The sequence below is a fragment of the Acinetobacter yuyunsongii genome, from assembly GCF_041021915.1.
In the GTDB taxonomy this organism is placed as follows: Bacteria; Pseudomonadota; Gammaproteobacteria; order Pseudomonadales; family Moraxellaceae; genus Acinetobacter.
Map to the genome: position 1 here is coordinate 2,319,326 of NZ_CP157435.1, position 26,239 is coordinate 2,345,564.

The window sequence follows — 26,239 nt, forward strand, 5'->3', positions numbered from 1 at the left end:
GCACTATTGTAGATGCAGTGTATTCAATATTATTTGAGTATACAATGAATTCGTCCTACAATCACAAATATCTACAATCATATTGGCTATGAACTGTTCTGGAGAATGATCGTTGAAAGCACAAGATATTACACTTTGCCTTACTATTGGCCGACGCCCAGAACTATTACGTCAAACTCTAGAAAGCCTATTCAACCAGATTAGTTTTGAACATATTATTGCAATCAATGATTTTCGTGATGAGGAAACCAATCAAGTTTTTCGAGAACTATGTCCTACAGGAATACTGATTAACCTTTCAGAACAAGTTGGACATCACAAAGCCGTGGATTTAATGTATGCTCAAGTTAAGACGAACTACATTTTTCATTGTGAAGATGATTGGCTGTTTGATCAACCTATTCAAATTGAAGAATATATAAATATTTTAAAAGATGACTCTTCAGCAACCTCTATTGTATTAAGAAAGTTATCTGACTTTTCTTTTACAGAAGAAGAATTTAATAAGATCCAATTTATTCAAAATAGTGATATAACTACTGCAAAACTTACCAAACTCCATGATCAATGGCACGGTTTCACTTTTAACCCCCATATTTCACCCATTACTATGTGGAAAGCAACACAAGGATTTCAGAACTTTAAAAAAGAACGACATATTTCACGTTGGTTCCGAAAAAGAAACCAATATAATCTTTTCTTAAAAAGTGGTGTGTGTCACCATATTGGCTGGGAAAATAGCTTAGCTAATCCACCTAAAATAACATGGTGGCAAAAAACTAAAGCAAAAATTTTTGGTTAATCAAATCGCTTAGGTTCAACCTTAATTTCTCTTTTAACAGCACCTTTACACATAAATAAAAGGTAATAATAGCCCAAAATAATTTGAGCTATTATTCTTCTATATTTAAATTGAATTTTTTCTATTATAGATAATTCAAAAGAAACTGTATTTTTAACTTGACCGATAATTGAATGCATATCGTCCATCGGCTTGACGCCATACATTTCACATTTATCGCTCTGAAGTAAAACTGCTGGCTCAATTTGATAAGCTTCTAATGATCTACAACTATAAATAAACTCATCAGCTAAACCAATTGCTCTCTTTTCCATGAAATCTAGAAGTTTTTTTGCACCACTTGGGTACAAAATATATCCCCCTGTTCCACTTCTATCTTGATATAAACTAAATAATCGAAAATGATCATCAGTTAAATCAAATGTAGCAGATTTTGCAATTAACTTTCTACGTCCATGCACCTCTAAATTTATAAAATCGATATTTTCTAAATTAGTTACCGCATTAATAATTTGTTTAAATTCTCGTACTAAAACAGCATCATCCTCTAAAACAACACAAGGTTCATTTAATGTAACAACGTACTCCCATGCTTTTTTGTGACTCAAAAAACAAGCTAACTCAGATTGTTTCATTGGTCTTTGACCATTGAAGGCTAATTTTTGATAATCATCTTTGCTAAAATCAGCAATTGAAACTGCAGGTAAACGCTCAAATACAACTTTTAATTTATCAAATTGTTCATTTTGCTGCTGTAAACGATCTTTGGAACCATCTAAATTGATCATTAAAACTTTCATTTTTAATACCCTAATTCATTTCTCTAAAAGTTTTTTACATGCATTCCATTTATTCATCCACATCCGTTTCTGGCGAGGAAAAAAACGATCTGCACGTAAACTCTTTTGCTGATTTATTAAGGTTCCAGCATCAATATCACTTTCTGAACCATTTTGCAGTACTAATGCAGGGTAAACGGATAAGCCTTTACCATTCTTACTTAGCCATGCTTGTAACTCTACATCAATGGGCATAAAAATAGGCTGATCATTAATCTTTTCTAAAAAATCCTGTGCACCTTTTCTTGACCAAATTAACCCTATAGCTAATATTGGAAAATAATAAGCATTTAATAGCTCATAGTTGCCAAATTCAGCAATTTTAGATGTTAGTTTTTTCTTTTTTGCACCTAGGTTAATAACATTCCAATCTGTATATTTATTATTTTCCAACCATCTTATGATTTCTATAACTTTTTGATTAAAATCCTCATTTAATCTTAAATCATCTTCTAAAATGACAGCATAATCTGAACCAGACAATAAAAAAGTCTCCACTGCTTTTTTATGACTTAAATAGCAGCCTATTTCAGCACCTATTAAATCTCTTCCAGTAAAAATATGAGATCTTTTACTATCATAATTTGAATATGAGGAAAGTTCGAGTTTACGTCCATCAATAGCGGAAATACGAGTATAGTTAATTTTTTGTTTACTCAATTCTGTATCTGCTTTATTTAAACGCTCTACACTTGAATCCAAATTAATTAAATAAAAAGAAATTTTCACGATTTGACCTAATATATTAATAAATGTACAGATTATCTAATTACTGCCAAGCATCTTTAATCCAATCAGAAGGCAATACATAACGATACCATTTACCACCACCACCATTTACTGCATCGGGTGGATTAATTTCGCCATGGAAAATAATAATTTTTGCACCTTTCGGTTTTACTGGCGGCTTCACATATGCTAATGGAATCTTTTGTAAACAATGATATTTATAACTTTTACACCAATCTTCGTTCCAATAACTCAAAGTTCCATGTGCATCAACGAACCATGATAAATAAGCTTGTTCATTACGAAATTTTTGACGAATCTCATCAAAGTTTTCACGGAAATAAGGCAAGATTTCAGGAAATCCGCCCAATTTAAAACGATATACAGAACTATTGCCCGTTATACGCCAAGGTCTTTTCCAATCGTGGATAATTAAAAACTCACCTTTCTCCTGAAAAAAGCAGTCAATATTATCAATAATCACGACATCAAGATCGAGAAAAAGTGCGTTACCTTTTAAGCCATATAAATCTGGTTCAAAGGTTGAAAGCTTGTTCCAGCCACGTTCAGGTGCACCTGCTGGCAAATCTAAAGGTGGGATTGGGAAGCATTGTACATTGGGGTCAATTCCCTCTGTACGATCAGTCAAACAAACCATTTTAAACGGCAAGGTCAGATGGCGTTTAACCATATTATACAAACGGTTGACATATTCTGCGCCATATTTGGTTCCCCATTTCATGCACAAAATAATATTGTCTTCATGAGTTGCCGAATCTTGTTGAATATCTGCCATTTGATAACCTTAATGCTTGAGATACGATGTGCCACTTTGCCGTCTTAACATGCAATTAAGTGTTCAATCATATGCACTGAATATTGGGCTATCTTAGCATAGGCGTTATCAAAAAAATTATTATTAATTCACCAAACTAGGAGGATTGTTTATAGTTTTGTTTAATCATTTAAGCGCTAATTTATCCCAAATAAATCTCGTGTATATATTTTTTCCATCACGTCACTAAACATCGGCACCATACGATTGACAATAATCAAATCAGAGATTGCTTTAAATTTTTGTAGACTCGATATTAAAGGATGACCAAGGTACGCTTTCACACCCAATGTGGGTTCATAGATCACGATTTGGATTCCTGCATCCGCCAAACCACTCAGCACATCATGTACAGCTGACTCTCTAAAATTATCTGAGTCGGCTTTCATGGTTAATCGATAAATACCAACACAAGTGACATTTCGACACAGTATATCTTCAATAATCGCTTGCTTACGAGTCTGGTTAGAGCGAATGATCGCTGAAATCAGTTCTTGAGGAGTATCATCATAATTAGCTAAAAGCTGTTTGGTATCTTTAGGCAAGCAATAACCTCCATAACCAAAAGAAGGATTATTGTAGTGATCACCGATGCGTTGATCTAATCCCACCCCTTTAATTATATCTAAAGCACTCAATTTGTTTTTTAGACAATAGGTATCCAACTCATTAAAAAAAGCAACTCGCATCGCCAAATATGTATTTGAAAACAGCTTAATTGCTTCTGCTTCCGTTGAGTCAACACATAACAATACCGCATCTTTTTTTATGGTTGCTTTCAAATAAAGCTTGGCAATTTTCTCAGCTCGCTTTGACTTTTCCCCCACAATAATCCGTGACGGGTATAAATTATCTTGTAAAGCTTGCCCCTCTCTTAGAAATTCAGGAGAAAAAATAAGATTATTTAACGCAAGTTTTTTAGAAAGTTCCTTGGTATAGCCAACTGGAACTGTAGATTTGATCAACATCAACGCTTTAGGATTTATTTTTTGAATACTATGAATAACGTTTTCAATACTCGATGTATCGAAATAGTTTGTTTCAGGATTATAATTGGTGGGTGTTGCGATAATAATCAGTTTAGCCTGTTGATAAGCCAGCTCTTGGTCACAAGTCGCTTCAATATTAGACTCAGATAAATAGTTTTGAATACAGGTATCACTCATCGGAGATACGCGCTGATTAATGTTCTTTACGCGTGTTTTATCAATATCGTAGACCATCACATCATGTTGTTTTGAAAATAATAAAGCATTGGATAAGCCAACATAACCTGCACCTACAACAGTAATTTTCATTGCTTCTCTATTGTTTTAATTGCACTTAAAGTTTACCGTAATCAAATTAAATGAAAGATTGATGATGATTTAGTTGCAATCTATTGACAACTCAGCAATAAAAAAAGCGAAGCTTGAGCTTCGCTTAATTGATCTGGTTTGATCTTATTTTACATAAGTCAACCAATGTGCATATTTATCGTTACGACCTTGTACTGCATCAAAGAAAGTTTTTTGAATAACAGTGGTAATCGGGCCACGTGAACCACAACCGATTTCACGGTCATCATATTCACGAATTGGCGTTACTTCCGCAGCAGTACCGGTAAAGAATGCTTCATCAGCGATGTAAAACTCATCACGTGTGATACGACGCTCAACCACTTCATAACCAAGGTCTTTGGCAATGGTAATTACGGTTTGACGGGTAATCCCTTCTAACGCACCACCTGCCAAGTCAGGTGTATGTAAAACACCATCTTTGATTAAGAATACGTTTTCACCTGCACCTTGACAAACAAAGCCTTGAGGATCAAGCAACATTGCTTCGTCATAACCTGAACGTGCAACTTCTTGGTGTGCCAAAATCGATACGGTATAGTTACCACATGCTTTTGCTTTACACATCGTCACGTTTGGATGGTGGTGCGTAAATGATGATGTTTTAACACGAATACCACGTGCCATCGCTTCTTCACCAAGGTATGCACCCCATGACCAAGCTGCTACAGCAGCATGGATGGTATTGTCTGTTGCAGCAATTCCTAGTTTCTCAGAGCCAATCCAAATGAGAGGACGCAAATAAGCTGAAACCAATTTATTTTCACGCACAACATCAATCTGCGCCTGCTCTAAAGTCGCTTGATCAAATGGTACATTCATTTGATAAATTTTTGCTGAATTTAATAAGCGTTTAGTGTGATCTTGCAAACGAAAGATTGCTGTACCATTTGGGGTTTCATAAGCACGGACGCCTTCAAAAACACCCATACTGTAATGTAATGTGTGTGTTAAGACGTGAATTTTTGCATCACGCCAATCAACTAATTTTCCATCTTGCCAAATAAAACCATCACGATCAGCCAAATTCATGGCACATACTCCAAATTTTTACACAATCATTCACTTTCCAATGCTATTGCAGTTGGATCAATTAACCTTTGCCATAACTTGCAAACGATCTCTCGGGTATCGTGCCAATCCGCAGCATTGACTTGCATAGATTGATTTGCAAGCGCTAAACGGTGGCTCTCAGCTCGTTCACGGAGATAAGCATGGATGAGTGCTGTGGCATCTTCACTGGATAAGCAGCCTGCTCGAGCAGCATCTTCAAGAATTCTTACGTTATCAGAATAATGGGCAAGATCTGGATTCGTCCCGCCCCATGCAAGCACTGCATACTGTGCCATAAATTCGATGTCAACGATACCACCTGCATCCTGTTTTAAATGAAAAATGCCATGTTTTTTTTGTTCAGAAGACGATCCCAAATGGTCTTTCATTTTTTGACGCATTTTTAGCACTTCCTGACGAACTTCATTTTCATCACGGACTTGGGTCAGAATCTGGCGGCGAATCTGTTCAAACTGCTGGCATAAATCAGCATCCCCCGCAATTGAACGTGCCCGAACCAGTGCCTGATGTTCCCATAGCCATGCGCTTTTTTGCAGATAATGTTCATAGGCTTTCAGACTGGTGACCAGCATCCCTGCCTCACCTGAGGGTCTGAGACGTGTATCAATTTCATACACCCGTCCATCCAGCGTTTGCGTGGTCATCAGGGACATAAACTTTTGTGCCACCCGAATGGCGAACTCGGCACCACTAATGCTTTTCTTGCCATCGGTTTCACTTTGTTCCTCAAGTGCATGAATAAACACCAGATCAAGGTCAGAACCATAACCCAACTCAATCCCACCCAGCTTGCCATAACCAATCACCGCAAAGCCTTTGGCATCGAGACGACAGCGCTGACCATTGATTCCGACAGGATAGCCATGCCGTTCCACCACCGCCTGATAGGCTAAATTTAAAGTTGCCTGTACGCTGACTTCGGCAATATCGGTTAAGGCATCGGAAACCTTCATCAGTGGACTTTCAGCCAGTACATCGCTGGCCGCAACGGTCAATACATTGCTCTTTTTAAATAAGCGCAATACCCGCATCTGGTCTTCAACCTGATCAATCTCAATACGTAGTAATTGCTGGCGTAATGAATCCTCTAAATCCTTGCGTTGCGGCAAGCCAAAATCCATCGACAAGAATTCATCCAGCAACACTGGATATTGCGCCAGTTCCTCACAAATCCACGGACTCACCGTTGCCATTTTGACCAGTCGCTGCAAGGCACCACGGCTCTCCATCAACATCACCAAATACACGGTACGGCGCAGCACTGACTCCACCAATGGCATCAAACGCAACAAGGCAACCTGTGGTTGCGGTGACTGTAAGATTGCCTCGATCAAATGCGGCCAGAATTTCTTTAAACGTTCCAGCGCACTGGCTGGAATCTTGCGTAAAGCCTGCCCATGCCAGAAGTTTTGAATCAGGTTTTGGGCATTATCATCCAGTACACTATTGAGACGCTGTTCCAGTTGTGAAAAATCATCAATGGGGGATGCAAATTCCTGTTCCTGAATCAGTTGCTTGAACTGAACCTTGACCTTGTCACGTTTCTGATTCAGCACATCAACAAAGGCTTGCCAATCTGCAAAGCCCAAAGTCTCAATCATGCGCTGCCTTAACTCAGGTTCATTGGGCAGGGACTGGGTTTGCTGGTCATTCAGTGCCTGAATGGCATGTTCAACCCGCCTTAAAAACAGGTAGGCATCCTCAAGGTCAATCACTGCTTGCTGATCCAGTAATTCAGCCTCACCGAGATAGTGCAGATTGACCAGACATTGACGGTGCTGCAACTCACGTTTCGAGCCACCATAAATGAGTTGAAACACTTGAACGATAAATTCAATTTCACGAATGCCGCCAGCACCAAGCTTAATGTCATCCTCAATATTACGGCGCATCACCTCACGCTCGATCATGGCTTTCATTTCACGCATCGCGGCAAAGGCGGAATAATCGACATAACGGCGAAACACAAATGGACGCGCCATTTCCATCAGTTCAGCGCCTGCTTTGCCCCCTGTAATCACCCGTGCTTTAATCCAAGCATAGCGTTCCCATTCACGCCCATGCTGACTTAAATATTTTTCTAACCCGCTGTGGCTAATCGCCAAAGCTGAACCATCGCCCCACGGACGTAAGCGCATATCGACACGGAATACAAAACCATCTGCAGTAATATGATCAAGCAGATAAATCAGCTTCTGCCCCCATAGAATGCAGAACTGCTGTACATCAATACATTTACGTCCATTGGTTTCGCCTTGTTCATCGAAGGCAAAAATGAGATCTATATCGCTAGAAAGGTTAAGTTCTTGTGCACCAAGTTTCCCCATTCCTATCACGATCAAATCTTGTAAATGACCTGAATAACCAATCGGTTCGCCATGTTTGGCTAAGAGCGGTGGCAATGCAAAAGCTTTTGCAGCACAAATACTGGCATCAGCAAAATCTGAAAGTTCACGTGTCAGCGTCACCACATTGGTAAGTTGATTAGCATCTTGCCAAATCCAGCGAAACATCAACTTTGCACGCAAGACTCGTAATGCTTTCATCCAAGCGTGCTCATCTGTTACATCAGCAACAGCTTGTTGAACTTTTTCATGAATACTTTCAGTAGAAAGTGATTGGAGAAATTGATCTTTGCAATAATCTTGTTCTAATTGTGTTTGATATAAATTTAAAACTTGCTCAGCATATTGACTGGCAACTAAAGTTTTCTGTAGCTGTTCCGCATTCATATAAAAAGGCTCGGCTAATCTCGTATTATCTAGGATTAGTTATATCAGTTACGCGCTTATCTTTAAAATCTCTTTAGGCTAATTTCGCTTTAGATTTATACTGTTCTACAGATAAATCTATTGATTCATTTGCAGCAGGCAATACAACTTTAAAGATTGTGCCCTCACCCTCATTCGAGCTAACACTAATTTCACCATGATTTAGATCAACGAACCGTTTGCACAATGTTAACCCTAGACCCGCCCCTTTTTCACCCGCAGTACCTTTAAAACTGACCGTGATTCTCGGCTGAAATAGCGTTTCAATCTGCTCAAGGGTCATCCCTAAGCCAGTATCTTTAATATAAATTTCAACAAAGTTACCTTGAGTTTGAGCTTGCATGAAGACTTTGCCAGAACCATCAATATCAGTAAATTTCAGCGCATTGGATACTAAATTCTGAATCACGGAAGTGATCATATTCATATCAGCATAAACTTTAAGATTTTCATCCACTTCATTAATCAACTGGATATTTTTCTTGATCGCCAGTGTTTTTAAGACATCCGTAACAATATTGGTAATCTGTCGTAGCTTAAAATTAATTGGGTGGTAAACAAAGCGCCCGCCTTCAGCCATCGACCAATTTAGTAAACTTTCCAACAAGTTATAGGTCGACTGAGAAGTATCGTAAAGATAGTCCGCGATATTCTGAATGCTAGATTCATCTAAAGTGTCACGCTCTTTTGCCAATATTTCAGAGAAACCTAATAGACCATGAAATGGTGCTCGTAGATCATGAGATATAATCGAAAAGAATTTAGTTTTACTAAAGTTTAATGCGGCTTCTTGCTCGTATAATTCTTTCAGTTGGTCATGATTGACCTTTAACTCCAGTTTCTGCATAAAACTCATACAGTGCTCTTGAAGTAATTGTTTTTGTAATTCGCTGAAATCTTGTGCAACATCATCAAATAAAACAAGATATCCTAATGATGTTTGATCTGGATGCCTTAAGTGTATTGCAATTGCAGTTTGTATTTTACGTTTGAATGGCGCTAGAAAGGCCAATAAACTCTGATATTGCGGGTGTTGTTGATCGATCAAATCACCATTTACAAACAGTGTATTTAGACTTTTACTAATTTTTGAAATATCAACTACGTGTAACTTTTCTGCACAACAATGCCAAAGGTAGGGTTCTTGATGGAATGCGAGCAAAGCAGTATCTGCTTGCATCAATTTACGGTTAAACTGTAAAAATTGTTCAAGTAAATTTTGCTCAGAATTCAAGCCTAAAGAAAGCGAAATTTTACAAGCACTTAACTTATCGGCTTGCTGTAATTCTAATAGTTGAATAGCCATGCCCGCCTCTCGTGTATTATCCTTATACGGTTATTTACAAATCACTAAGAAAAATGTCAAAACCATCACCCACTATTAACAAAATTTAACATAAAAGGCAATTCATTCTTAAACCAATTCGCAACAAAACGTGAACTTTCATGAAATTTAAACTTAAATTAATTCCGTAGGGAATCCAATTTTTGGAAATTTGTTGAACTTTCAAATCATCATATATCTCAATCAATGCATCCACACTCAGAAATAATATTCCTGAAATAAAAGCAACTAAGATTCCAATAATAAGTGTGGCTACATTTCATATTAAAAGGAGCCAAGAATCAACATTAAACGCTTTAGAAACAATTATGATGTAAAAATATTTAAATAATTCAAAATTATAAATGCTTTCAATATGAAATTTAAGATTCAACTCTTTGTTCATCTTTGTTCTTGGAACATAATTTTTAATTAAAAATTATAAGCATTAAAAAACCCCAAGCCTTTAATACCAGCTTGGGGTCTTTGAATCTTGGTCCCGAGGGTCGGACTCGAACCGACACGTCATCTCTGACAGCGGATTTTGAGTCCGCCGCGTCTACCAATTTCACCACCTCGGGAAGAGTGCGATGCTTTGTGTTGCGTATCATAACCTGTTTGATTTTATTGTCAAACACTAACTACCGCTTATTGCTCACTTTTAAGTCACTCAGATATTTTTCTGCTTATAAACACGTGAACTCAGCGAGAAAACACAAAAAAGACTATACTACACCCAATTTTTTGCAATGTTTTAGATGTATGCAACTCTCCGACTTTTCGTTTGATCTTCCTGATGAACTTATTGCTCGCTACCCACTAGATAGCCGTAGCGCATCTCGCCTACTCCATATCGATGCTCAAGGTCAGTATCACGATCATGTTTTCACCGATATTCTTGATTTACTTGAAGAAGGTGATTTGCTGGTACTGAATGATACTAAAGTCATGAAAGCACGCTTAAAAGGCAAACGCGCTACAGGTGGCGCAATCGAAGTACTGGTTGAGCGCATGTTGGACACCCACACCGCACATTGCCATATCAAATCAAGTAACTCACCTAAAGCAGGCGCAGAACTGTATATCGGTGAAGATGCCGTTCCTGTCACCGTACAAGGTCGCCATGAAAATCTGTTTGTGGTGAAGTTTTCACAACCAATTTTGTCGGTACTGGATCAATACGGTCAACTCCCTATTCCACCATATTTCAACCGTGAAGCCGAAGAGATTGATACTGAGCGTTATCAAACTGTATTCCACGATCCTGAAAAAATTGCCAGTGTTGCAGCGCCGACAGCAAGCCTACATTTCGATCAAGGCTTATTAGAAAAATTAGCCGCTAAAGGCGTGCAAAAAACTTTTGTGACCTTACACGTAGGTGCAGGCACCTTTATGCCTGTACGTACCACCGATATCACCAATCATATTATGCACAGTGAATGGTGTGATGTGCCGCAAGCCACAATTGATCTAATTTTAGAAACTAAAGCTCGTGGTAATAAAGTCATTGCTGTTGGAACGACTGCGACTCGTGCCTTAGAGAGTGCTGCGCAAGCTAATCAAGGTAAAATTGCAGCTTGGACAGGTGATACGCAAATCTTTATTTATCCAGGTTATCAATTCTGTATCGTAGATCGTTTGATTACTAATTTCCATTTACCAGAATCCACTTTGCTGATGCTAGTTTCTGCATTATCAAATCGAGACCACATTTTAGCGGCTTACCAACATGCTGTTGAACAACGCTATCGTTTCTTTAGCTATGGTGATGCTATGCTAGTGGATCAATTAAACACCTGATTTAAATAGAACGATGCCGATCGATACTGTAGAACAAGCCTTACATATAAGACGAAAAAAAAATGCGCAGGTTTTCCGCAATATTGCTCGGCTTTGGGATATAGGACAAAAATCACATAGTGATCAAGATTTGCTGGATGCTTTACATCCGTGGCGTGATGATCATAGCTTATGCTTTTTTAATGTATTGCCGTTTATTTTAGGCATTGTGAGCGTCTGCACATTAGTATTTGGCTATTTTTTTCACCCACATATTCAGTATATCTTTAGCCTCCTCGCTGCCTTTTTGACTGGCTTTTTAGCGTATTTACTGTATGAGCCGAAAGAGCCACTCACACAGGTCATTACATATCTCGAACAACGCATGACCGTCTTACGTTATGGTCTGCAATTTCAACAGCTACCCACTTATTTACCCATTCAAGCACAGCCATTATTGGTGATCAGTAGATTGAAGCAATTTTTCCCATTATTTAATCGTGGCACTGAATCTAACGAAATCACCCAATATGCTTCAACTACATGGCATGATGGTACGACTGAACATCAAGTTTTATTGTTTCAATATCACTATGTCAGTGAACTCCCCATTTTTCAGGAAGAAAATAGCAATCAGAAAATTGCCAAAGAAATTCACAAAGATCTATGGGGCGCTTTTATTTTTCAAATGCCTGCTTCAGGAATAGCGGTCAGCAATAAACGTTCTCGTTTTTTTGAACCATATACAAGTTCATGGCAAAGCAGCGATATTTTAATTAACCAAGAGCTAAATATTTTTGGGGTCGATCAACATCAATTAGCAAAAGAAATTAGTCCAAGTTTGACCTTAAAGCTACATGATTTTTTTCAACATTTTACTGGTGATTTAATTTATCATCATGAAGAGCAAATTTTGTGTTACCTCGGCGAACAAAACCTTTTCCAAACCGCCAGTAAACGTAGTGAAATCCATGATATTTCAGCATTACGTGGACATTTACGTACCATGACCATGCCGCAATATCAAAAGTTTCAACAGCTCATGCTGAATTTAATTAGCTAATCATTTAGCCATAACAATAAGGGGAATGACGATGACCGGTTTACTGATTTTTTTGGGAATTTTTGTGGTGCTGATCGTATGGGGCGTTTCTATTCGCAACAACATCGTACGGTATTTTAATGCCACCAAACGGGCATGGTCAGAAGTTGCCAACTTTGAGCGCCAAAAAGTAAAGACTTTAGAAGCATTGGAAGCAACATTAGATCGATATACTCAGTTTGAAAAATCAACTTTGGAAAAAGTGACTGAATTACGCCAACAAATTCTGAATCTGAATGTCAATGATACCGATATTTCTCAATTACAACAGATTGAGAAAATGAGTAAGGAACTGATTCGTAGCCTCAATGTAGTGGTGGAAAACTATCCCGAGCTGAAAGCTGATGCACTTTATAGCAAGATGATGGATGATATTCAGGAACAAAACGAGAATGTGGGTGCGGCAATCACGATATTCAACCGTAACGTAGAGTTGTTTAATAACCAGATCGAGGTGTTCCCCAACAACCTGATCAATACCCTCACCTTATCCAAGAAAGCCATTCGCCCGTTTAAGGATAATCTTGCAACTGAAAATTTTGACTATAAACCAAATTTTTAAAATTTATTTTTACTTGAATATAAGTCAATCTAAGCTTTATCTTGATTGGCTTTTTTATTTTTTAACTTACGCTACATTTAGTAGTAGAACTACACGCCATAATCAAGGAAAATAGCCGCTTTTGATCAGCGAACTGTTTTTTCGCCTTGATGGATGTGTGATGAAATTTGAAAAATTAGGTCAGTCGGGACGTGCCCGTCGTGGTCGACTTACGTTAGAGCATGGTGTGGTTGAAACACCTGTGTTTATGCCTGTCGGTACTTACGGTACAGTGAAAGGCATGTTACCTCGTGACATTGAAGAAATTCAGGCACAGATTATTTTAGGTAACACCTTCCATTTATATTTACGCCCTGGCTTGGAAGTGATCAAGGAGCATGGGGGTCTACATGAGTTTATCCAATGGGATAAACCAATTTTGACCGACTCAGGTGGTTTCCAAGTATTTAGCTTAGGCGCAATGCGCAAAATCAAAGAAGACGGTGTAACTTTCCGTTCTCCTATTGACGGTTCAAAGGTGTTTTTGTCTCCAGAAATTTCAATGGAGATCCAACACGTACTGAATTCAGATATCGTGATGATCTTTGATGAATGTACTCCTTACCCTGCAACGCATGAAGAAGCGCAAAAATCTCTGCAACTGTCTTTGCGTTGGGCTAAACGCTGTAAAACCCACCACCATGATGAGCTTAAGAATAAAAATGCCTTATTCGGTATTATTCAAGGCGGTATGTATGAAGACCTCCGTGATGAATCACTTAAAGGTTTATTAGAAGTTGGCTTTGACGGTTATGCAATTGGTGGCTTATCAGTTGGTGAACCCAAAGAAGAAATGATCAAAGTGCTTGATTATTTACCAAACAAAATGCCACAGGACAAACCACGTTATTTGATGGGTGTTGGTAAACCAGAAGACATCGTTGAGGCAGTTCGCCGTGGTGTCGATATGTTCGACTGTGTCATGCCAACCCGTAATGCACGTAATGGTCATTATTTTGTCACTGATGGTTTGGTAAGAATTCGTAATAGTAAATATCGTCATGATAAAGGACCTTTAGATCCACATTGTGATTGTTACACTTGTAAAAACTTCACTCGTGCCTATTTATATCATTTAGAGAAATGCGGAGAAATGTTGGCATCTATGCTCGGTACCATTCATAACTTGCGTTACTACCAAAGACTGACTCAAGGGATGCGTGATGCATTGGATAACGGCACATTTGACGAATATGTTCAGGACTTTTATGCACGTCGTGGTCTAGAAGTTCCCGCTTGTCCTGAAGACTAATGTGAATGAATTGCATCAAGATTTGCGCCTGACCGCAAGACAAGGTACATTGCAAAACGAATTGGAATTTTATTATTAATTTTTGACTTTTTAATTTTAGGAAATCGAAATGAGCTTTTTAATTTCTTCTGCTCACGCTGCTCCAGCGGCTGCACAAGGCCCTAGCCTGATGGCAAACTTGTTGATGATTGCTGTATTTATCGGGATCTTTTATTTCTTGATTTGGAGACCTCAAGCAAAACGTGCTAAAGAGCATCGTTCTTTAATCGAAAGCTTAGGTGTGGGCAGTGAAATCGTATTTGCAGGCGGTTTGATGGGAAAAATCACCAAACTTGATGGTGACTTTGCAGTCGTTGAACTCAGCCGTGGTGTCGATGTAAAAATTCAACGTGCGAGTGTCATTTCAGTATTACCTGAAGGCACACTAAATAACCTTTAATCATAAGATAGTCGTGCCTCAGCACGACTTTTTCATTTAAGAAGAAAGCGAATGCGTTACCCTGCATGGAAATATTTACTGATCCTTGTGGTACTTGTGATCAGTACGTTATATGCACTTCCTAGTTTGTATCCAGATGAACCTGCTGTCCAAATTTCAGGCGCTAAAGCAGGCACAAAAATAGATCAAACCATTGTGCAAAAAGCGGAGCAGATTTTAAAAACTGCCAACATTAGCAGTCACGACAATAGCTTCACCAATAATGCGGCATTATTACGATTAAACTCTTCAGAAGCACAGTTAAAAGCCAAAGAAGTGTTGCGCCGTGATTTAGGTGATGACTATGTGGTTGCACTCAACCTTGCACCAACAACACCAGAATGGTTGCGAAAGATTGGGGCTAAACCGATGAAACTCGGTTTGGACTTACGTGGCGGTGTACATTTCTTGCTTGAAGTCGACATGGATAAAGCGATTGGTCAGCGTATGGAAACATCTGCGACTGATTTGCGTCGTCAATTTCGTGACAACAAAATTAAATTTAATAATCTTGCTTTAAGTAATAACACCATTACGATCCAATTTGCTGACAATACAGATCGTGATGCCGCAGCAGATTTTTTACGTCGTAACAGTAATGAGTTTACTCAACAAGCCATTGCAACGACATCTGGCGCGACTCTAAAACTGAATTATACAGATACTCGTCGTCAAGAAATTCAGTCTTATGCAGTCAACCAAAACTTAACTACATTACGTAATCGTATTAACGAACTTGGTGTAGCAGAAGCATTGGTACAAACACAAGGTAGTAACCGTATCGTGGTTGAGCTACCGGGTGTTCAAGATACTGCTGAAGCAAAACGTGTATTAGGTCGTACCGCGAACTTAGAATTCCGTTTAGTTGCTGACAGTAATGATCAATATATTGATCAATACACTGGCAAATATAATGGTCAACCACTTCCACCGGGTACTGAGGTTTTTGCTTATCAATCTCTGGACAGCGGTCGTCAACTTCTTTTACAACGTAATCGTATTTTGACAGGTGAGCGTGTTCAAAATGCAAGCTCTGGTTTTAGTCAAGATTCTGGCGGCGCTGAAGTAAATATCACCCTAGATACCGCTGGTGGTAAGCTCATGGCAGATGCAACACGTAATGCCGTGGGTAAACGTATGGCAGTATTGTTTATTGAAAATAAACAAAAGATCTCTTATGTTGCTGATCCTAAGACGGGTGCTCAAACTGAAGTACGCACACCATATACAGAATCTGTGGTCATCAATGCGGCAACTATTCAAGCGGTATTGGGCTCACAATTCCGTATCACTGGCTTAGATTCACCTCAAGAGGCAGCAGAACTTGCCTTGATGCTTCGAGCAGGTGCTTTAGCTGCACCAATGTACTTTGTAGAAGAGCGTGTTGTTGGTCCAAGTCTTGGTCAAGAGAATATTGATAAGGGTGTGTTATCGACTCAAATCGGTTTCTTATTGGTTGCAATTTGGATGGTTGTTTTCTTCCGTCTGTTTGGTTTAATTGCAAACTTTGCCTTGGTATTCAACCTTGCCATGATTTTAACTTTTATGTCATGGATTGGTGCTTCCCTCACCTTACCAGGTATCGCGGGGATCGTCATTGGTATTGGTATGGCGGTTGATGCCAACGTACTGATCTGCGAACGTATCCGAGAAGAAATGCTTTGGGGCGCCTCCCCTAAACAAGCGATTATCGCGGGTTATGATCGGGCCTACAACACTATTTTTGACTCGAACTTAACCACTTTCATCGTGGCATTTATCTTGTTCGCAATTGGTACAGGTCCAATCAAAGGATTTGCGGTCACCTTGATGATCGGTATCGTATGTTCAATGTTTACTGCGATTACTGTGACCCGTGCTGTCGTCCAGCTCATTTATGGCAAACGCCGTAATTTGACTAAGTTGAGTATTTAAGGAGATTCACATGACTGATCTGACTCAACAAGACTCAAAACAATACGGTCGCCCAGATGATCTAAAAATCATTCCTTTCATGAAGATTGCTAAACCTGCTGCAATCTTCTCGATCTTGATTACCCTTGCGAGCGTTTTCTTTATCGTCACAAAAGGGCTGAATCTCGGTTTGGACTTCACTGGAGGTATCTCTGCTGAACTCAACTACAAAGAAGCTGTTCAACCCGCTCAAGTCGCTCAAGCACTCGATAAAGCAGGCTTTAAAGACGCCGTTGTACAAACATTAGGAAGTAATAAAGACCTGATTGTACGTATGCCAGTGCAAGAAGATCTTAAAGTTGAAGATCTAAACGATACCATCACTAAAGCAGTCCAATTGCCAAATAACCAAGCAGAAGTTCATAAAGTTGACTCTGTTGGCGGTCAAGTAGGTAATGAGCTTTATATCCGCTCTGCAGGTGCGCTTGCACTTGCTTTGATCTTAATGCTGATCTACGTCACCATTCGTTTCGAGTTTAAACTTGCAATGGGTGCCGTAATCTCATTATTTCACGATATCGTAATTATCATCGGAACATTTGCATTGTTCCAATGGCAATTTGATTTAACCGTGCTTGCAGCAATACTTGCGGTAATGGGTTTCTCACTCAACGATAACATCGTTGTATCGGATCGTATCCGTGAGAACTTCCGTAAAATTCGTGGAGCAACACCACGTGAAATTGTAGATATCGCATTAACAGAGACCTTGCGTCGTACAATCCATACATCAATGACGCTATTACTTGTGGTTCTTGCCATGATGTTCTGGGGAGGTGATGGTTTACATTGGTTCTCAATTGCAATGTGTGTTGGTATTTTTATTGGTACGTACTCATCTATTTATATTGGTACCGCATTTGCTTTATGGCGTGGTTTAAATCGTCAAGATTTTATTGTCCAAGTTAAACCTGAATTTGATGAAGAAGAAATTCCTTAAATCTGAATCATCGTAAAATTCAAATCAAAAAAGCCAGCATAATGCTGGCTTTTTTGATTAAGATTAGAGCACGGGGTTGTACGTTCTTCATTTATCAATGTTGAATAATTTGAATCTGCGGAAATTGAAAACCGCGACAAGACTGCTCTGCACCCCATGCGATAGTCAGCATGATCTTCTGATTTAAAACAAAATTTTGATAAGCAAATGTTCCAATCAAAGGATGAGTACACATTCCACCATCATGTGATGGATGAACTTGTGTATTTAGACTATTTAAATCCAGTCTAATTCCAAAACCTGATGCTTTTAGAATTGCTTCCTTAGTCGTCCATACTCTGAGCCAATACTCTGGGTCTTGATCTTGTTGCAACCATGCTTGATATTCTTCAGGATGAAAGGCATGTTGAGCCAAAGCATCAAAACGAACTTTCCGATCCAACTCTTCCACATCAACACCAATCTCTTTCACACGCTCGCTCATCGCCAAAGCATAGTATTTTTGACTATGTGAATGATTAAATTCCAAGGTATGAGAGCTTAAAAATGGCTTACCGTATTCATGTTTTGAAAATTGTAGATCAGTCGTTAAACACTTTAATTTATTTGCCAGAAGGTGATCCCGATAGGCTTTAATCTGTTGTTTTTGATAATCATTAAACGATCTAAAATCTGAGAAATCCGCTTTATCTCGCTCAAGAAGTGAAGCCAAAGCTTGAATATGTATTTCAATTTTACGTATCACCATCAGCTTCACTCAACAAAACATCGTTCAATATAAACCTGATTGTATAAAAACCTAGAAGATTATAATCAAGCTTATTTCGTTTAATCGCCTAACTTAAGACTTCATTCGCAAGTGCATGAGCAACTTATCTCATGAGTCACATTAAAAGCATAAAAAAACCCAAAACAATGTTTGGGTTTTAACGGCAAATTCAGCTTAACGCTTAAATTTTTTCTCAGCCTTTTTAAATTTCTGTATATAACGACGTTTACGTGCTGCAACACGCTCATCAACTTGAGATTTGCGACCTTCAAATGGGTTTTCTGAGGTTTTAAAATCAATACGTACTGGTGTACCTTCCAGCTTGTACACTTTACGGAACACGTTTTCCAAATAACGACGGTAATCAGCAGGTGTTTTATCTACTTTGTTACCATGAATCACGATTGTAGGTGGATTTTGTCCGCCCATATGCGCATAACGCATTTTAATACGCTTACCACTAATCATTGGTGGTTGATGCGCGTCAGTCGCGTCATTCAAAATCTGCGTTAATTTTGCTGGTGACACTTTCAAATGTGATGAATCATAAGCACGATGAATGGTTGGGTATAAATCACCCACACCAGTTCCATGTAATGCCGAGATTAAATGTACTTTCGCCCAAGGAATAAAGTCAAAACGGCGATCAACATCAAGCTTACATTGCTTACGATCATATTCAGTCATGTTGTCCCATTTATTAATGGCGATTACCATGGCACGACCAGCTTCTAATGCATAACCAATTAAATGTAGATCTTGCTCAACGACCCCTTCACGTGCATCAAGCACGACGACAATCACGTGAGCATCTTTGATCGCTTGTAATGTTTTCACGATTGAGAACTTCTCAATCATTTCATCAACTTTACCTTTACGACGCACGCCCGCAGTATCAATCAACGTATATTGACGACCATCACGCTCATAAGGAATATAAATTGAGTCACGTGTAGTACCGGGCTGGTCAAATGCAACTACACGCTCTTCGCCAAGCAAGCGGTTGACTAAAGTTGACTTACCTACGTTAGGACGACCAATAATCGCTAAACGCAAACCTGTATTTTTGTTATGTTCTTCAGGATTTTCATCTTCTGGTACTTCAGCTAATACTTCCTCAAGCATTTGCTGCACACCACGACCATGGCTGGCCGCAACTTGAATAGGTTCTCCCATACCAAGTTTATAGAATTCAACTAGCGCTGCTTCTGCATGAACACCATCAACCTTATTGGCAACTAAATAAACTTTCTTACCTAGTGTACGCAATTCACGGGCAATCTGTTCATCTGATGCCAACAAACCTGCACGTGCATCCACAACAAAAACAATGATATCTGCTTCATGGATAGCAGTTTTTGACTGCTCCGCCATGTATGAGTCAATACCGCCTTCATTCTCACCAATACCGCCAGTATCAACGACGATGAATGATTTATTTTGATACACCGCATCGCCATATTTGCGGTCACGAGTTAAACCAGCGAAGTCAGCAACCAAAGCATCACGACTTTTAGTGATTTGGTTAAATAGCGTTGATTTTCCGACGTTTGGACGACCAATAAGCGCAATAACGGGTTTCATAAATTAACCTTAATTCAGACGAGCCATCATTCATGACATCGTATCAGAAACAGTATGGAAGATTTTGGTGATCAAATAATCACAATAAAAATTCGGGGTTTTGTTCAAACAAATACCCCGATCATTCTTTTATTAGCAATTGCTAATTAAATATTTTACCACAAGCTAAGGCAAAATTAACGATTCTGCCAAATGCTTAATGCACCTTTTCGAGTTGCAACGTAAAGCTGATTATCAATCACACGCAATGAACGGACTTCACCACTAGTTTTCGCACGACCAATCAACTTCCCTGTGTTTGGATCAATCAAATGAATAACTCCATCTAAATCGCCAACCACAAGGTTCTGTCCAAGCATCACAGGATTACTTAATTGACGGTTAAGTAATTCCTCATTCTGCCAAAGAAGTTCGCCTGTCGCTAAATTATAAGCTTTCAATTTTCCATCTGCAGTCGAGACAAAAACTTTATCACCTGAAACTTCAGCGCTATTCGTACTACTTGCATCTTCACTCCACACCACACGCTGTGTCGTAAGATCAGTAGTTGTCACTTGCCCTTGGAAACTGGTTGTTACTAGATATTGACCTGCAACAACTGGGTCACCGACAACATCAATCAAACGTTGAATATCCGAACGACCATCACTTACTGCAACTCGACGTTGGAAACGCGGCACGCCACTGATTACATCCAATGCATAAACATAAGCATTCGCTGATGCAACAACGACTGTACGTTCATCTAAACGAACGGGTGCAGGTTGACCACGTAAACTAAACTGAACGTTTGGTAATTTATATGCCCACACTTGCTGTCCAGTAACAGTATCATGCGCAAATACAGTCCCGTCATTTGCAATCGTAATAACTCGTCCCGATTGAATGAGTGAAGGAGACAAAATCGCACCAGATAATTTGGCAGACCATTTTTGGCTACCAGTAGTCTGATCTAAGGCAAATAACTCACCTTTACGATTACCAATAATGACAATACCCTCACCTGCTTCTACACCAGCAGTAAGTTCTTGCTTAGTAACCTTACTTTTCCAAAGACGCTGCTTAGCTTTATAAGCAGAAACCTGACCATCTGGATCAATCGCAAAAATTACACCGTTATCTGTATCTAACTGCAAGCGTAAAGCTTCTGCTGCATTTGTCGACGAAACACTTTGAGAAAAGACCAGATTTAAGCCTTGCTGTTGCGTAATTTTTGGCAACGGATTCGGTTTCACTTCTTTTACTTTATTGGTTGAACATCCAATTAATAAAGCTGAAGCAATTGCAATTGCCAAAGGTAATTTTAGTTTGTTCTGCATTAAGACTCATCCACTTTGGTATCTAAGATCGGGCGCTCAATTTCAGGATCATCTACTAAAATACCAACGCTTTCGAGTTTAATTTGTAAAAGCTGACGCTCTTGTTTACGTTCAATGAGGCTATCCCAAGCACTTTGATATGCTTTTTGCGCCGATGCAGTATCTTTCTTTGCAACAAAAATATCACCACGTAACTCTTCTGCAGTTGCTTTAAACGCTGGTTCAGTCACGTTTGATAAGGTTTTCAGCGCCTCATCATATTTCTTTTGTGCTAATTGTGAATCCGCTAAACGTATTTTTACAATTTGCAGCAAACCCGCATCTTTAACTTTTGAGTTTTCAACTTTCTTTAATGCTTTTTCAGCTGCAGCATAGTCTTGTTTATCATAAGCAAGCTTCGCCAAGATAAATTGGGTTTGAATCGCCTGAACCGAGTTAGCATCATCTTTCACAATTTTATCTGCTGCTTCAGATACTGTAGCGAAAGCATTTGGTTGACCTGATGCAGCCTTAGCTTCGTCCATCAATTTTTGTACTTTCGCCGTTTGACTCTGTGCCTCAGCTAAATTTTTCTTTTGCCAATATTCCCATCCGAAAAAGGCAATCAAGGCAATCAGAATCCCGCTAATCATGGCAGAACCATATTTTTTGCCAAAAGACTTTAATTGGTCGAGTTGTTCTTCATCACTTAAACTCATGTGATTGTCCTTTCCCTAAATATTATGCAATTTATTGTTTAAATTTTTCGATAAAAAAAGATGTCAGCTCAGTTAAAGCGACCTGCGCCTGCTCACCCGTTGCTAGCTCTTTGACCAAAAGCTGTTGTGATTCCCACTCGCGCTCACCCAAAATCACTGCATAGATTGCACCCGATTGATCAGCCTTTTTCATTTGGCTTTTCATACTGCCTTGTGAACCTGTTTTCAGACGAATTGAGCTGTTTGCTGATTCTAACTGGTCACGGATTTGCTCTGCTAATACTAAAGCTTTAGCTTGAAATGCAGGCTCAGCCAATAAGAAAACTTCACAATCACGTACTTCTTGGGCTTGTTCAACCTGCTCAAGCAACAACAGTAAACGTTCCATACCCATTGCAAAACCAACTGCAGGTACAGATTGATCTGCTTTACCTTTCAGTTGTCCTACCAAGCCATCGTAACGACCGCCTGCGCAGACTGTTCCTTGTGAACCCAACATCGTTGTCGTCCATTCAAATACAGTTTTGTTGTAGTAGTCCAAGCCACGTACTAACTTCTGGTTAATTACAAACTCAACGCCTGCATCAGTGAGGTACTGTTGTAACTGTTGGAAATGATTGATCGAATCTTCTTTTAAGAAATCATGCAACTTTGGTGCATTTTCTAAAATCTTTTGTGTTGATTCAATTTTAGAGTCTAAAATACGTAATGGATTGGTACTTAAACGGCGTTGTGAATCCTCATCTAATGCATCTTTGTGCTGATTTAAAAACTCAACCAAAGCAGCACGATATTCCGCACGCTCATCCGTCTCACCTAAAGTATTGAGTTCTAGACGAACATTTGCTGCTACACCCATACGTTTCCATAGGCGAGCCGTCATTAAAATGATTTCTGCATCAATATCTGGCGTTGCCACACCAAAAGTTTCAACACCAAATTGATGGAACTGGCGATAGCGACCTTTTTGTGGCTTTTCATAGCGGAACATTGGACCCACATACCAAACACGCGGTGTTGCGCCACGCAATAAGTTATGTTCCAACATCGCACGCACACACCCAGCCGTACCTTCTGGACGCAAAGTCAGCGATTCAGGTGGAGTACCTTTATCAAAAAAGGTATACATTTCCTTTTCAACGATATCGGTTGCATCACCAATCGCACGCTTAAACAAACCCGTTTGTTCAACGATCGGTAAACGGATTTGTTGATAGCCATAGGCATCCATTAAAGATGCTAATTGTTGTTCCAGACTTCTCCAAGCAGCAGTTTGTGTTGGAAGGGTGTCATTAAAACCTTTGATCGCGACAATTGAACTCATGATGAACTACGAATAATTTCTTTAGATTTAGCTTCTTCAAGCTCTTGAACACGTTGACGAACCATTGTTTCAATTTCATCAACCAACTGATTTGTGTCAATTAAATGACTTTTTTCACCATTACGATAGACCAGTGAACGTGGTGATGCGCCAACGATACCGATATCCGCCTCTTTAGCTTCACCAGGACCATTCACTTTACATCCAATCACGGATAAATCCATCGGTGTACGGATATCTTCTAGGCGCTCTTCCAAAGCCTGCATCACTTGAATCACATTAAATTCCTGACGTGAGCAGCTTGGGCAAGCAATAAAGTTAATACCATTTGAACGTAAGCCCAACGATTTTAAAATATCAAAACCGATTTTAATTTCATCCTCAGGTTCAGCCGCGAGCGAAATACGCATAGTATCGCCAATGCCTTCCATCAACAGTCCGCCCAAGGCAATTGCTGATTTGACTGTACCCGTACGGTAAATCCCTGCTTCAGTCACACCAAGATGCAGTGGATTATCTATCTGTTGAGACAGCAAACGATAAGCATCCATCGTTAAAAATACATTCGATGCCTTAACGCTGACTTTGAACTCATGGAAATCTAAACGGTCGAGAATATCGATATGGCGCATCGCTGACTCAAGCAAGGCCTGCCCTGTCGGCTCACCATATTTCACTTGTAAGTCTTTTTCCAGAGAACCTGCATTCACACCGATACGAATCGAAATACCATGATGTTTTGCTGCAGCAACGACTTCACGTACTTTCTGATCCGAACCAATATTACCCGGATTAATGCGCAAACAATCTGCGCCATAGTCCGCAACTGCTAAAGCAATACGATGATCAAAGTGAATATCAGCAACCAATGGGACAGAGACTCGTTTTCGAATTGCCCCAAAAGCTTCTGCTGCTTCCATTGACGGTACAGAAACACGCATGATATCCGCACCTGCATCTGCACAGCGCTGGATTTGCGCTACAGTTGCATCCACATCACAGGTTTCAGTATTGGTCATACTTTGAACACTAATCGGGGCATCACCACCGACATACACTGAACCAACACGAATTTTACGTGTTGGACGGCGTTTAATTGGATTCACAATCATCGTATAGCTCTACTCTTTGGCATTAACGAGACAAACGGAATTCTGCTTTTCCATTAACCGTATATGGAGACAAAGATATTTGCTCCTGATTCAAGGTCAAGGATACAGCTGTTGCATCATCTAAACGAATTTGGAATGGTGATTCACCACTCAAAGTTAATGTAGATGCTTGACGACCTGTTGCTAATACTTTACCTGTTGCATCAACGATATGCACAGATGTTGGTCGACTAAAGTTCAAAACTAATTGGTCGCCAGAAGTTACGTTCGTTGTGGTTCCCATCGGTATAATTTCGACATCAGAACTTTTTGCTTTCGGCGCTTCAACTTCTGCATCATCTTTGTGGCTTGATGTCCAATTTTGTACAGCCATCACTGCTAACCAAGCTAAGACTAAAACAGCAGCTAAAATAGCAATACGCTTCAACCATTTACGATTACGTACACTTTTCGATCCAGCAAGCTTGCCCATAGTCTTGATTGGGGAGTTGCTCAGGGCATGATTGGCCTTGAGACCTGTGTCATTGGCATAGATTTCATCAAAACGCTGGATGATGGCACTAGCATCTGCATTGAGCAGTTTTGCATAGGCACGGTAATAGCCTTTGATAAATGTGGCTTCAGGCAAGGATTTATAGTCATCTTGCTCTAATGCCGTTAATGTTTTAACGGGCATATTCAATACGCTTGCAATTTCTTCAAGTTCTTTCTTTTGTGCAATACGAATTTGACGCAAATACTCACCAGGTCGTTGAATATTTCCTAACGTTGACGATGGCGAGGTTGAGCCAGTTGGCTGATGTGAATTTGGATTTATTTCCATACGGCCTCAGTACTGTACTGTAATTGCAAATAACGTTGATATTCTGGACTCTCAGGAAATAATGCTCGTAATTGATTCACTAACACTTGCATTCCTAATTGATCCGCACTCGCTCGAGCAATGCGTATACCAATCCAAAGTGCACGTGCACCTTGGTTTTTTTGCCCCACATTACGAACATACTGTTCGTATAGTTGCGATGCATCTCTATTATTTTGTTGCAAATAGAAAATTTCTGCCAACTCTAACATTGAAATAGTTGCATTACGATTTGCTTGTAGCGCTTGTTTGAATGCTTTTTCAGCATTCGCAACATCGCCTAACTTTAAATAGATTCGCCCCAAGTTTTCCAACGATTGAAATCGCTGTTCATAACCTAAGGTTGCACCTGCACGGGTAAATTGCTCAATCGCTTCATTATAACGTTGCATTTGATACAAATATGTACCGTAATTATTACGAGCTTGTGCATTATCTGGTTCTGAAGAAATCGCACGCTTAAAATAAGCATCTGCTTTTTCCATATTAGGTTTACTGCCTTCTTGTTGCAGTAGAATCCCCATCATCATATTGGCGTTTGCATCACGCGAATCAATATTTAAAGCTTGATCAAGAGAACGTTTAGCGGAATCCAAATCACCTGTACGAATATATTCAGCAGCCAGTTGAGAACGAACTTGAACAGCTTTTTCTGGGTCTTTCTTCAACCCTGTCGAAGATTGACAAGCGGTTAAACCCATTACAGTAAACACAACAGCAGTCGTTATAATCGTTTTTAGTCGAGTTGTATTCAA

23 protein-coding genes and 1 tRNA gene are annotated in these 26,239 nt (G+C 39.4%); 8 read left to right on the top strand and 16 right to left on the bottom strand.

Translation table 11 applies throughout. From position 1 onward, the window contains the following. Positions 1-112: 112 nt before the first annotated feature. Complete coding sequence (locus ABLB98_RS11100) at positions 113-802, top strand: glycosyltransferase (protein WP_348883037.1); 690 nt, start codon at positions 113-115, stop codon at positions 800-802. Here the strand turns inward: ABLB98_RS11100 and ABLB98_RS11105 are convergent. The 8 genes from ABLB98_RS11105 to ABLB98_RS11140 all read right to left on the bottom strand — a co-directional run bounded on the left by ABLB98_RS11105 (position 799) and on the right by ABLB98_RS11140 (position 10,292). Continuing rightward, positions 799-1,602 (bottom strand): glycosyltransferase family 25 protein, encoded by an 804-nt coding sequence (locus ABLB98_RS11105; protein WP_348883038.1) that lies wholly within the window; start codon positions 1,600-1,602, stop codon positions 799-801. The genes ABLB98_RS11100 and ABLB98_RS11105 overlap by 4 nt on opposite strands. 15 nt (positions 1,603-1,617) lie before the next feature. Beyond that, a complete protein-coding gene (locus tag ABLB98_RS11110) occupies positions 1,618-2,370 on the bottom strand; it encodes a glycosyltransferase family 25 protein (RefSeq protein ID WP_348883039.1) in 753 nt (250 codons plus the stop codon). 40 nt (positions 2,371-2,410) lie between these two features. Next, positions 2,411-3,166 (bottom strand): glycosyltransferase, encoded by a 756-nt coding sequence (locus tag ABLB98_RS11115; RefSeq protein ID WP_348883040.1) that lies wholly within the window; start codon positions 3,164-3,166, stop codon positions 2,411-2,413. A gap of 176 nt (positions 3,167-3,342) precedes the next feature. Continuing rightward, positions 3,343-4,503 carry a nucleotide sugar dehydrogenase gene (locus tag ABLB98_RS11120; RefSeq protein WP_348883041.1) on the bottom strand — a complete coding sequence of 387 codons (1,161 nt, stop codon included), beginning with the start codon at positions 4,501-4,503 and terminating at the stop codon, positions 3,343-3,345. A 144-nt stretch (positions 4,504-4,647) separates the two neighbouring features. Then, the gene (locus ABLB98_RS11125; RefSeq protein WP_004664837.1) at positions 4,648-5,574 is read right to left on the bottom strand and encodes a branched-chain amino acid transaminase; all 927 of its coding nucleotides are present in this window, start codon (positions 5,572-5,574) and stop codon (positions 4,648-4,650) included. A gap of 26 nt (positions 5,575-5,600) precedes the next feature. Continuing rightward, positions 5,601-8,348 carry a bifunctional [glutamate--ammonia ligase]-adenylyl-L-tyrosine phosphorylase/[glutamate--ammonia-ligase] adenylyltransferase gene (gene glnE, locus ABLB98_RS11130; RefSeq protein WP_348883042.1) on the bottom strand — a complete coding sequence of 916 codons (2,748 nt, stop codon included), beginning with the start codon at positions 8,346-8,348 and terminating at the stop codon, positions 5,601-5,603. A 73-nt stretch (positions 8,349-8,421) separates the two neighbouring features. Further along, complete coding sequence (locus tag ABLB98_RS11135; protein WP_348883043.1) at positions 8,422-9,693, bottom strand: HAMP domain-containing sensor histidine kinase; 1,272 nt, start codon at positions 9,691-9,693, stop codon at positions 8,422-8,424. Between the two features lie 512 nt (positions 9,694-10,205). Continuing rightward, positions 10,206-10,292, bottom strand: a tRNA-Leu gene (locus ABLB98_RS11140). 181 nt (positions 10,293-10,473) lie between these two features. Between ABLB98_RS11140 and queA the strand changes: the two genes are divergently transcribed. From queA to secF, 7 genes are all read left to right on the top strand, one after another. Further along, positions 10,474-11,511, top strand: coding sequence for a tRNA preQ1(34) S-adenosylmethionine ribosyltransferase-isomerase QueA (gene queA / locus ABLB98_RS11145; protein ID WP_050041401.1), 1,038 nt, complete (start codon positions 10,474-10,476; stop codon positions 11,509-11,511). A gap of 13 nt (positions 11,512-11,524) precedes the next feature. Then, positions 11,525-12,553 carry a hypothetical protein gene (locus ABLB98_RS11150; protein WP_348883044.1) on the top strand — a complete coding sequence of 343 codons (1,029 nt, stop codon included), beginning with the start codon at positions 11,525-11,527 and terminating at the stop codon, positions 12,551-12,553. A 31-nt stretch (positions 12,554-12,584) separates the two neighbouring features. Then, positions 12,585-13,154, top strand: a complete 570-nt coding sequence (locus ABLB98_RS11155; RefSeq protein ID WP_087535648.1) for a LemA family protein — start codon at positions 12,585-12,587, stop codon at positions 13,152-13,154. 160 nt (positions 13,155-13,314) lie between these two features. Beyond that, positions 13,315-14,445: a tRNA guanosine(34) transglycosylase Tgt gene (gene tgt, locus ABLB98_RS11160; protein ID WP_348883045.1), complete on the top strand. Its 1,131-nt coding sequence runs from the start codon at positions 13,315-13,317 to the stop codon at positions 14,443-14,445. Between the two features lie 109 nt (positions 14,446-14,554). After that, entirely contained in the window at positions 14,555-14,884 is a 330-nt protein-coding gene (yajC, locus tag ABLB98_RS11165) for a preprotein translocase subunit YajC (protein ID WP_348883046.1), read from the top strand. Positions 14,885-14,935: 51 nt separating this feature from the next. Beyond that, positions 14,936-16,837, top strand: coding sequence for a protein translocase subunit SecD (secD, locus tag ABLB98_RS11170; RefSeq protein ID WP_005162285.1), 1,902 nt, complete (start codon positions 14,936-14,938; stop codon positions 16,835-16,837). A gap of 10 nt (positions 16,838-16,847) precedes the next feature. After that, a complete protein-coding gene (gene secF, locus ABLB98_RS11175) occupies positions 16,848-17,816 on the top strand; it encodes a protein translocase subunit SecF (RefSeq protein ID WP_004664877.1) in 969 nt (322 codons plus the stop codon). Between the two features lie 94 nt (positions 17,817-17,910). On the opposite strand, the gene ABLB98_RS11180 is transcribed toward secF, so the two are convergent. The 8 genes from ABLB98_RS11180 to pilW all read right to left on the bottom strand — a co-directional run bounded on the left by ABLB98_RS11180 (position 17,911) and on the right by pilW (position 26,239). Further along, positions 17,911-18,564 (bottom strand): 4'-phosphopantetheinyl transferase superfamily protein, encoded by a 654-nt coding sequence (locus ABLB98_RS11180; protein ID WP_348883047.1) that lies wholly within the window; start codon positions 18,562-18,564, stop codon positions 17,911-17,913. 195 nt (positions 18,565-18,759) lie between these two features. After that, on the bottom strand, positions 18,760-20,169 hold the full coding sequence (gene der, locus ABLB98_RS11185) for a ribosome biogenesis GTPase Der (protein WP_005162290.1): 1,410 nt from the start codon (positions 20,167-20,169) through the stop codon (positions 18,760-18,762). Between the two features lie 176 nt (positions 20,170-20,345). Beyond that, positions 20,346-21,488 (bottom strand): outer membrane protein assembly factor BamB, encoded by a 1,143-nt coding sequence (gene bamB, locus ABLB98_RS11190; protein WP_348883048.1) that lies wholly within the window; start codon positions 21,486-21,488, stop codon positions 20,346-20,348. Continuing rightward, positions 21,488-22,186: a tetratricopeptide repeat protein gene (locus tag ABLB98_RS11195; protein WP_005162294.1), complete on the bottom strand. Its 699-nt coding sequence runs from the start codon at positions 22,184-22,186 to the stop codon at positions 21,488-21,490. The genes bamB and ABLB98_RS11195 overlap by 1 nt, the downstream gene beginning before the upstream one ends. Positions 22,187-22,217: 31 nt before the next feature. Continuing rightward, entirely contained in the window at positions 22,218-23,510 is a 1,293-nt protein-coding gene (gene hisS / locus ABLB98_RS11200; protein WP_249571243.1) for a histidine--tRNA ligase, read from the bottom strand. After that, the gene (ispG, locus tag ABLB98_RS11205; protein WP_004664888.1) at positions 23,507-24,622 is read right to left on the bottom strand and encodes a flavodoxin-dependent (E)-4-hydroxy-3-methylbut-2-enyl-diphosphate synthase; all 1,116 of its coding nucleotides are present in this window, start codon (positions 24,620-24,622) and stop codon (positions 23,507-23,509) included. Before ispG ends, hisS begins: the two co-directional genes overlap by 4 nt. Positions 24,623-24,644: 22 nt before the next feature. Beyond that, the gene (locus ABLB98_RS11210) at positions 24,645-25,445 is read right to left on the bottom strand and encodes a RodZ domain-containing protein (RefSeq protein ID WP_087535642.1); all 801 of its coding nucleotides are present in this window, start codon (positions 25,443-25,445) and stop codon (positions 24,645-24,647) included. Continuing rightward, entirely contained in the window at positions 25,436-26,239 is an 804-nt protein-coding gene (gene pilW, locus ABLB98_RS11215) for a type IV pilus biogenesis/stability protein PilW (RefSeq protein WP_034602770.1), read from the bottom strand. Before pilW ends, ABLB98_RS11210 begins: the two co-directional genes overlap by 10 nt.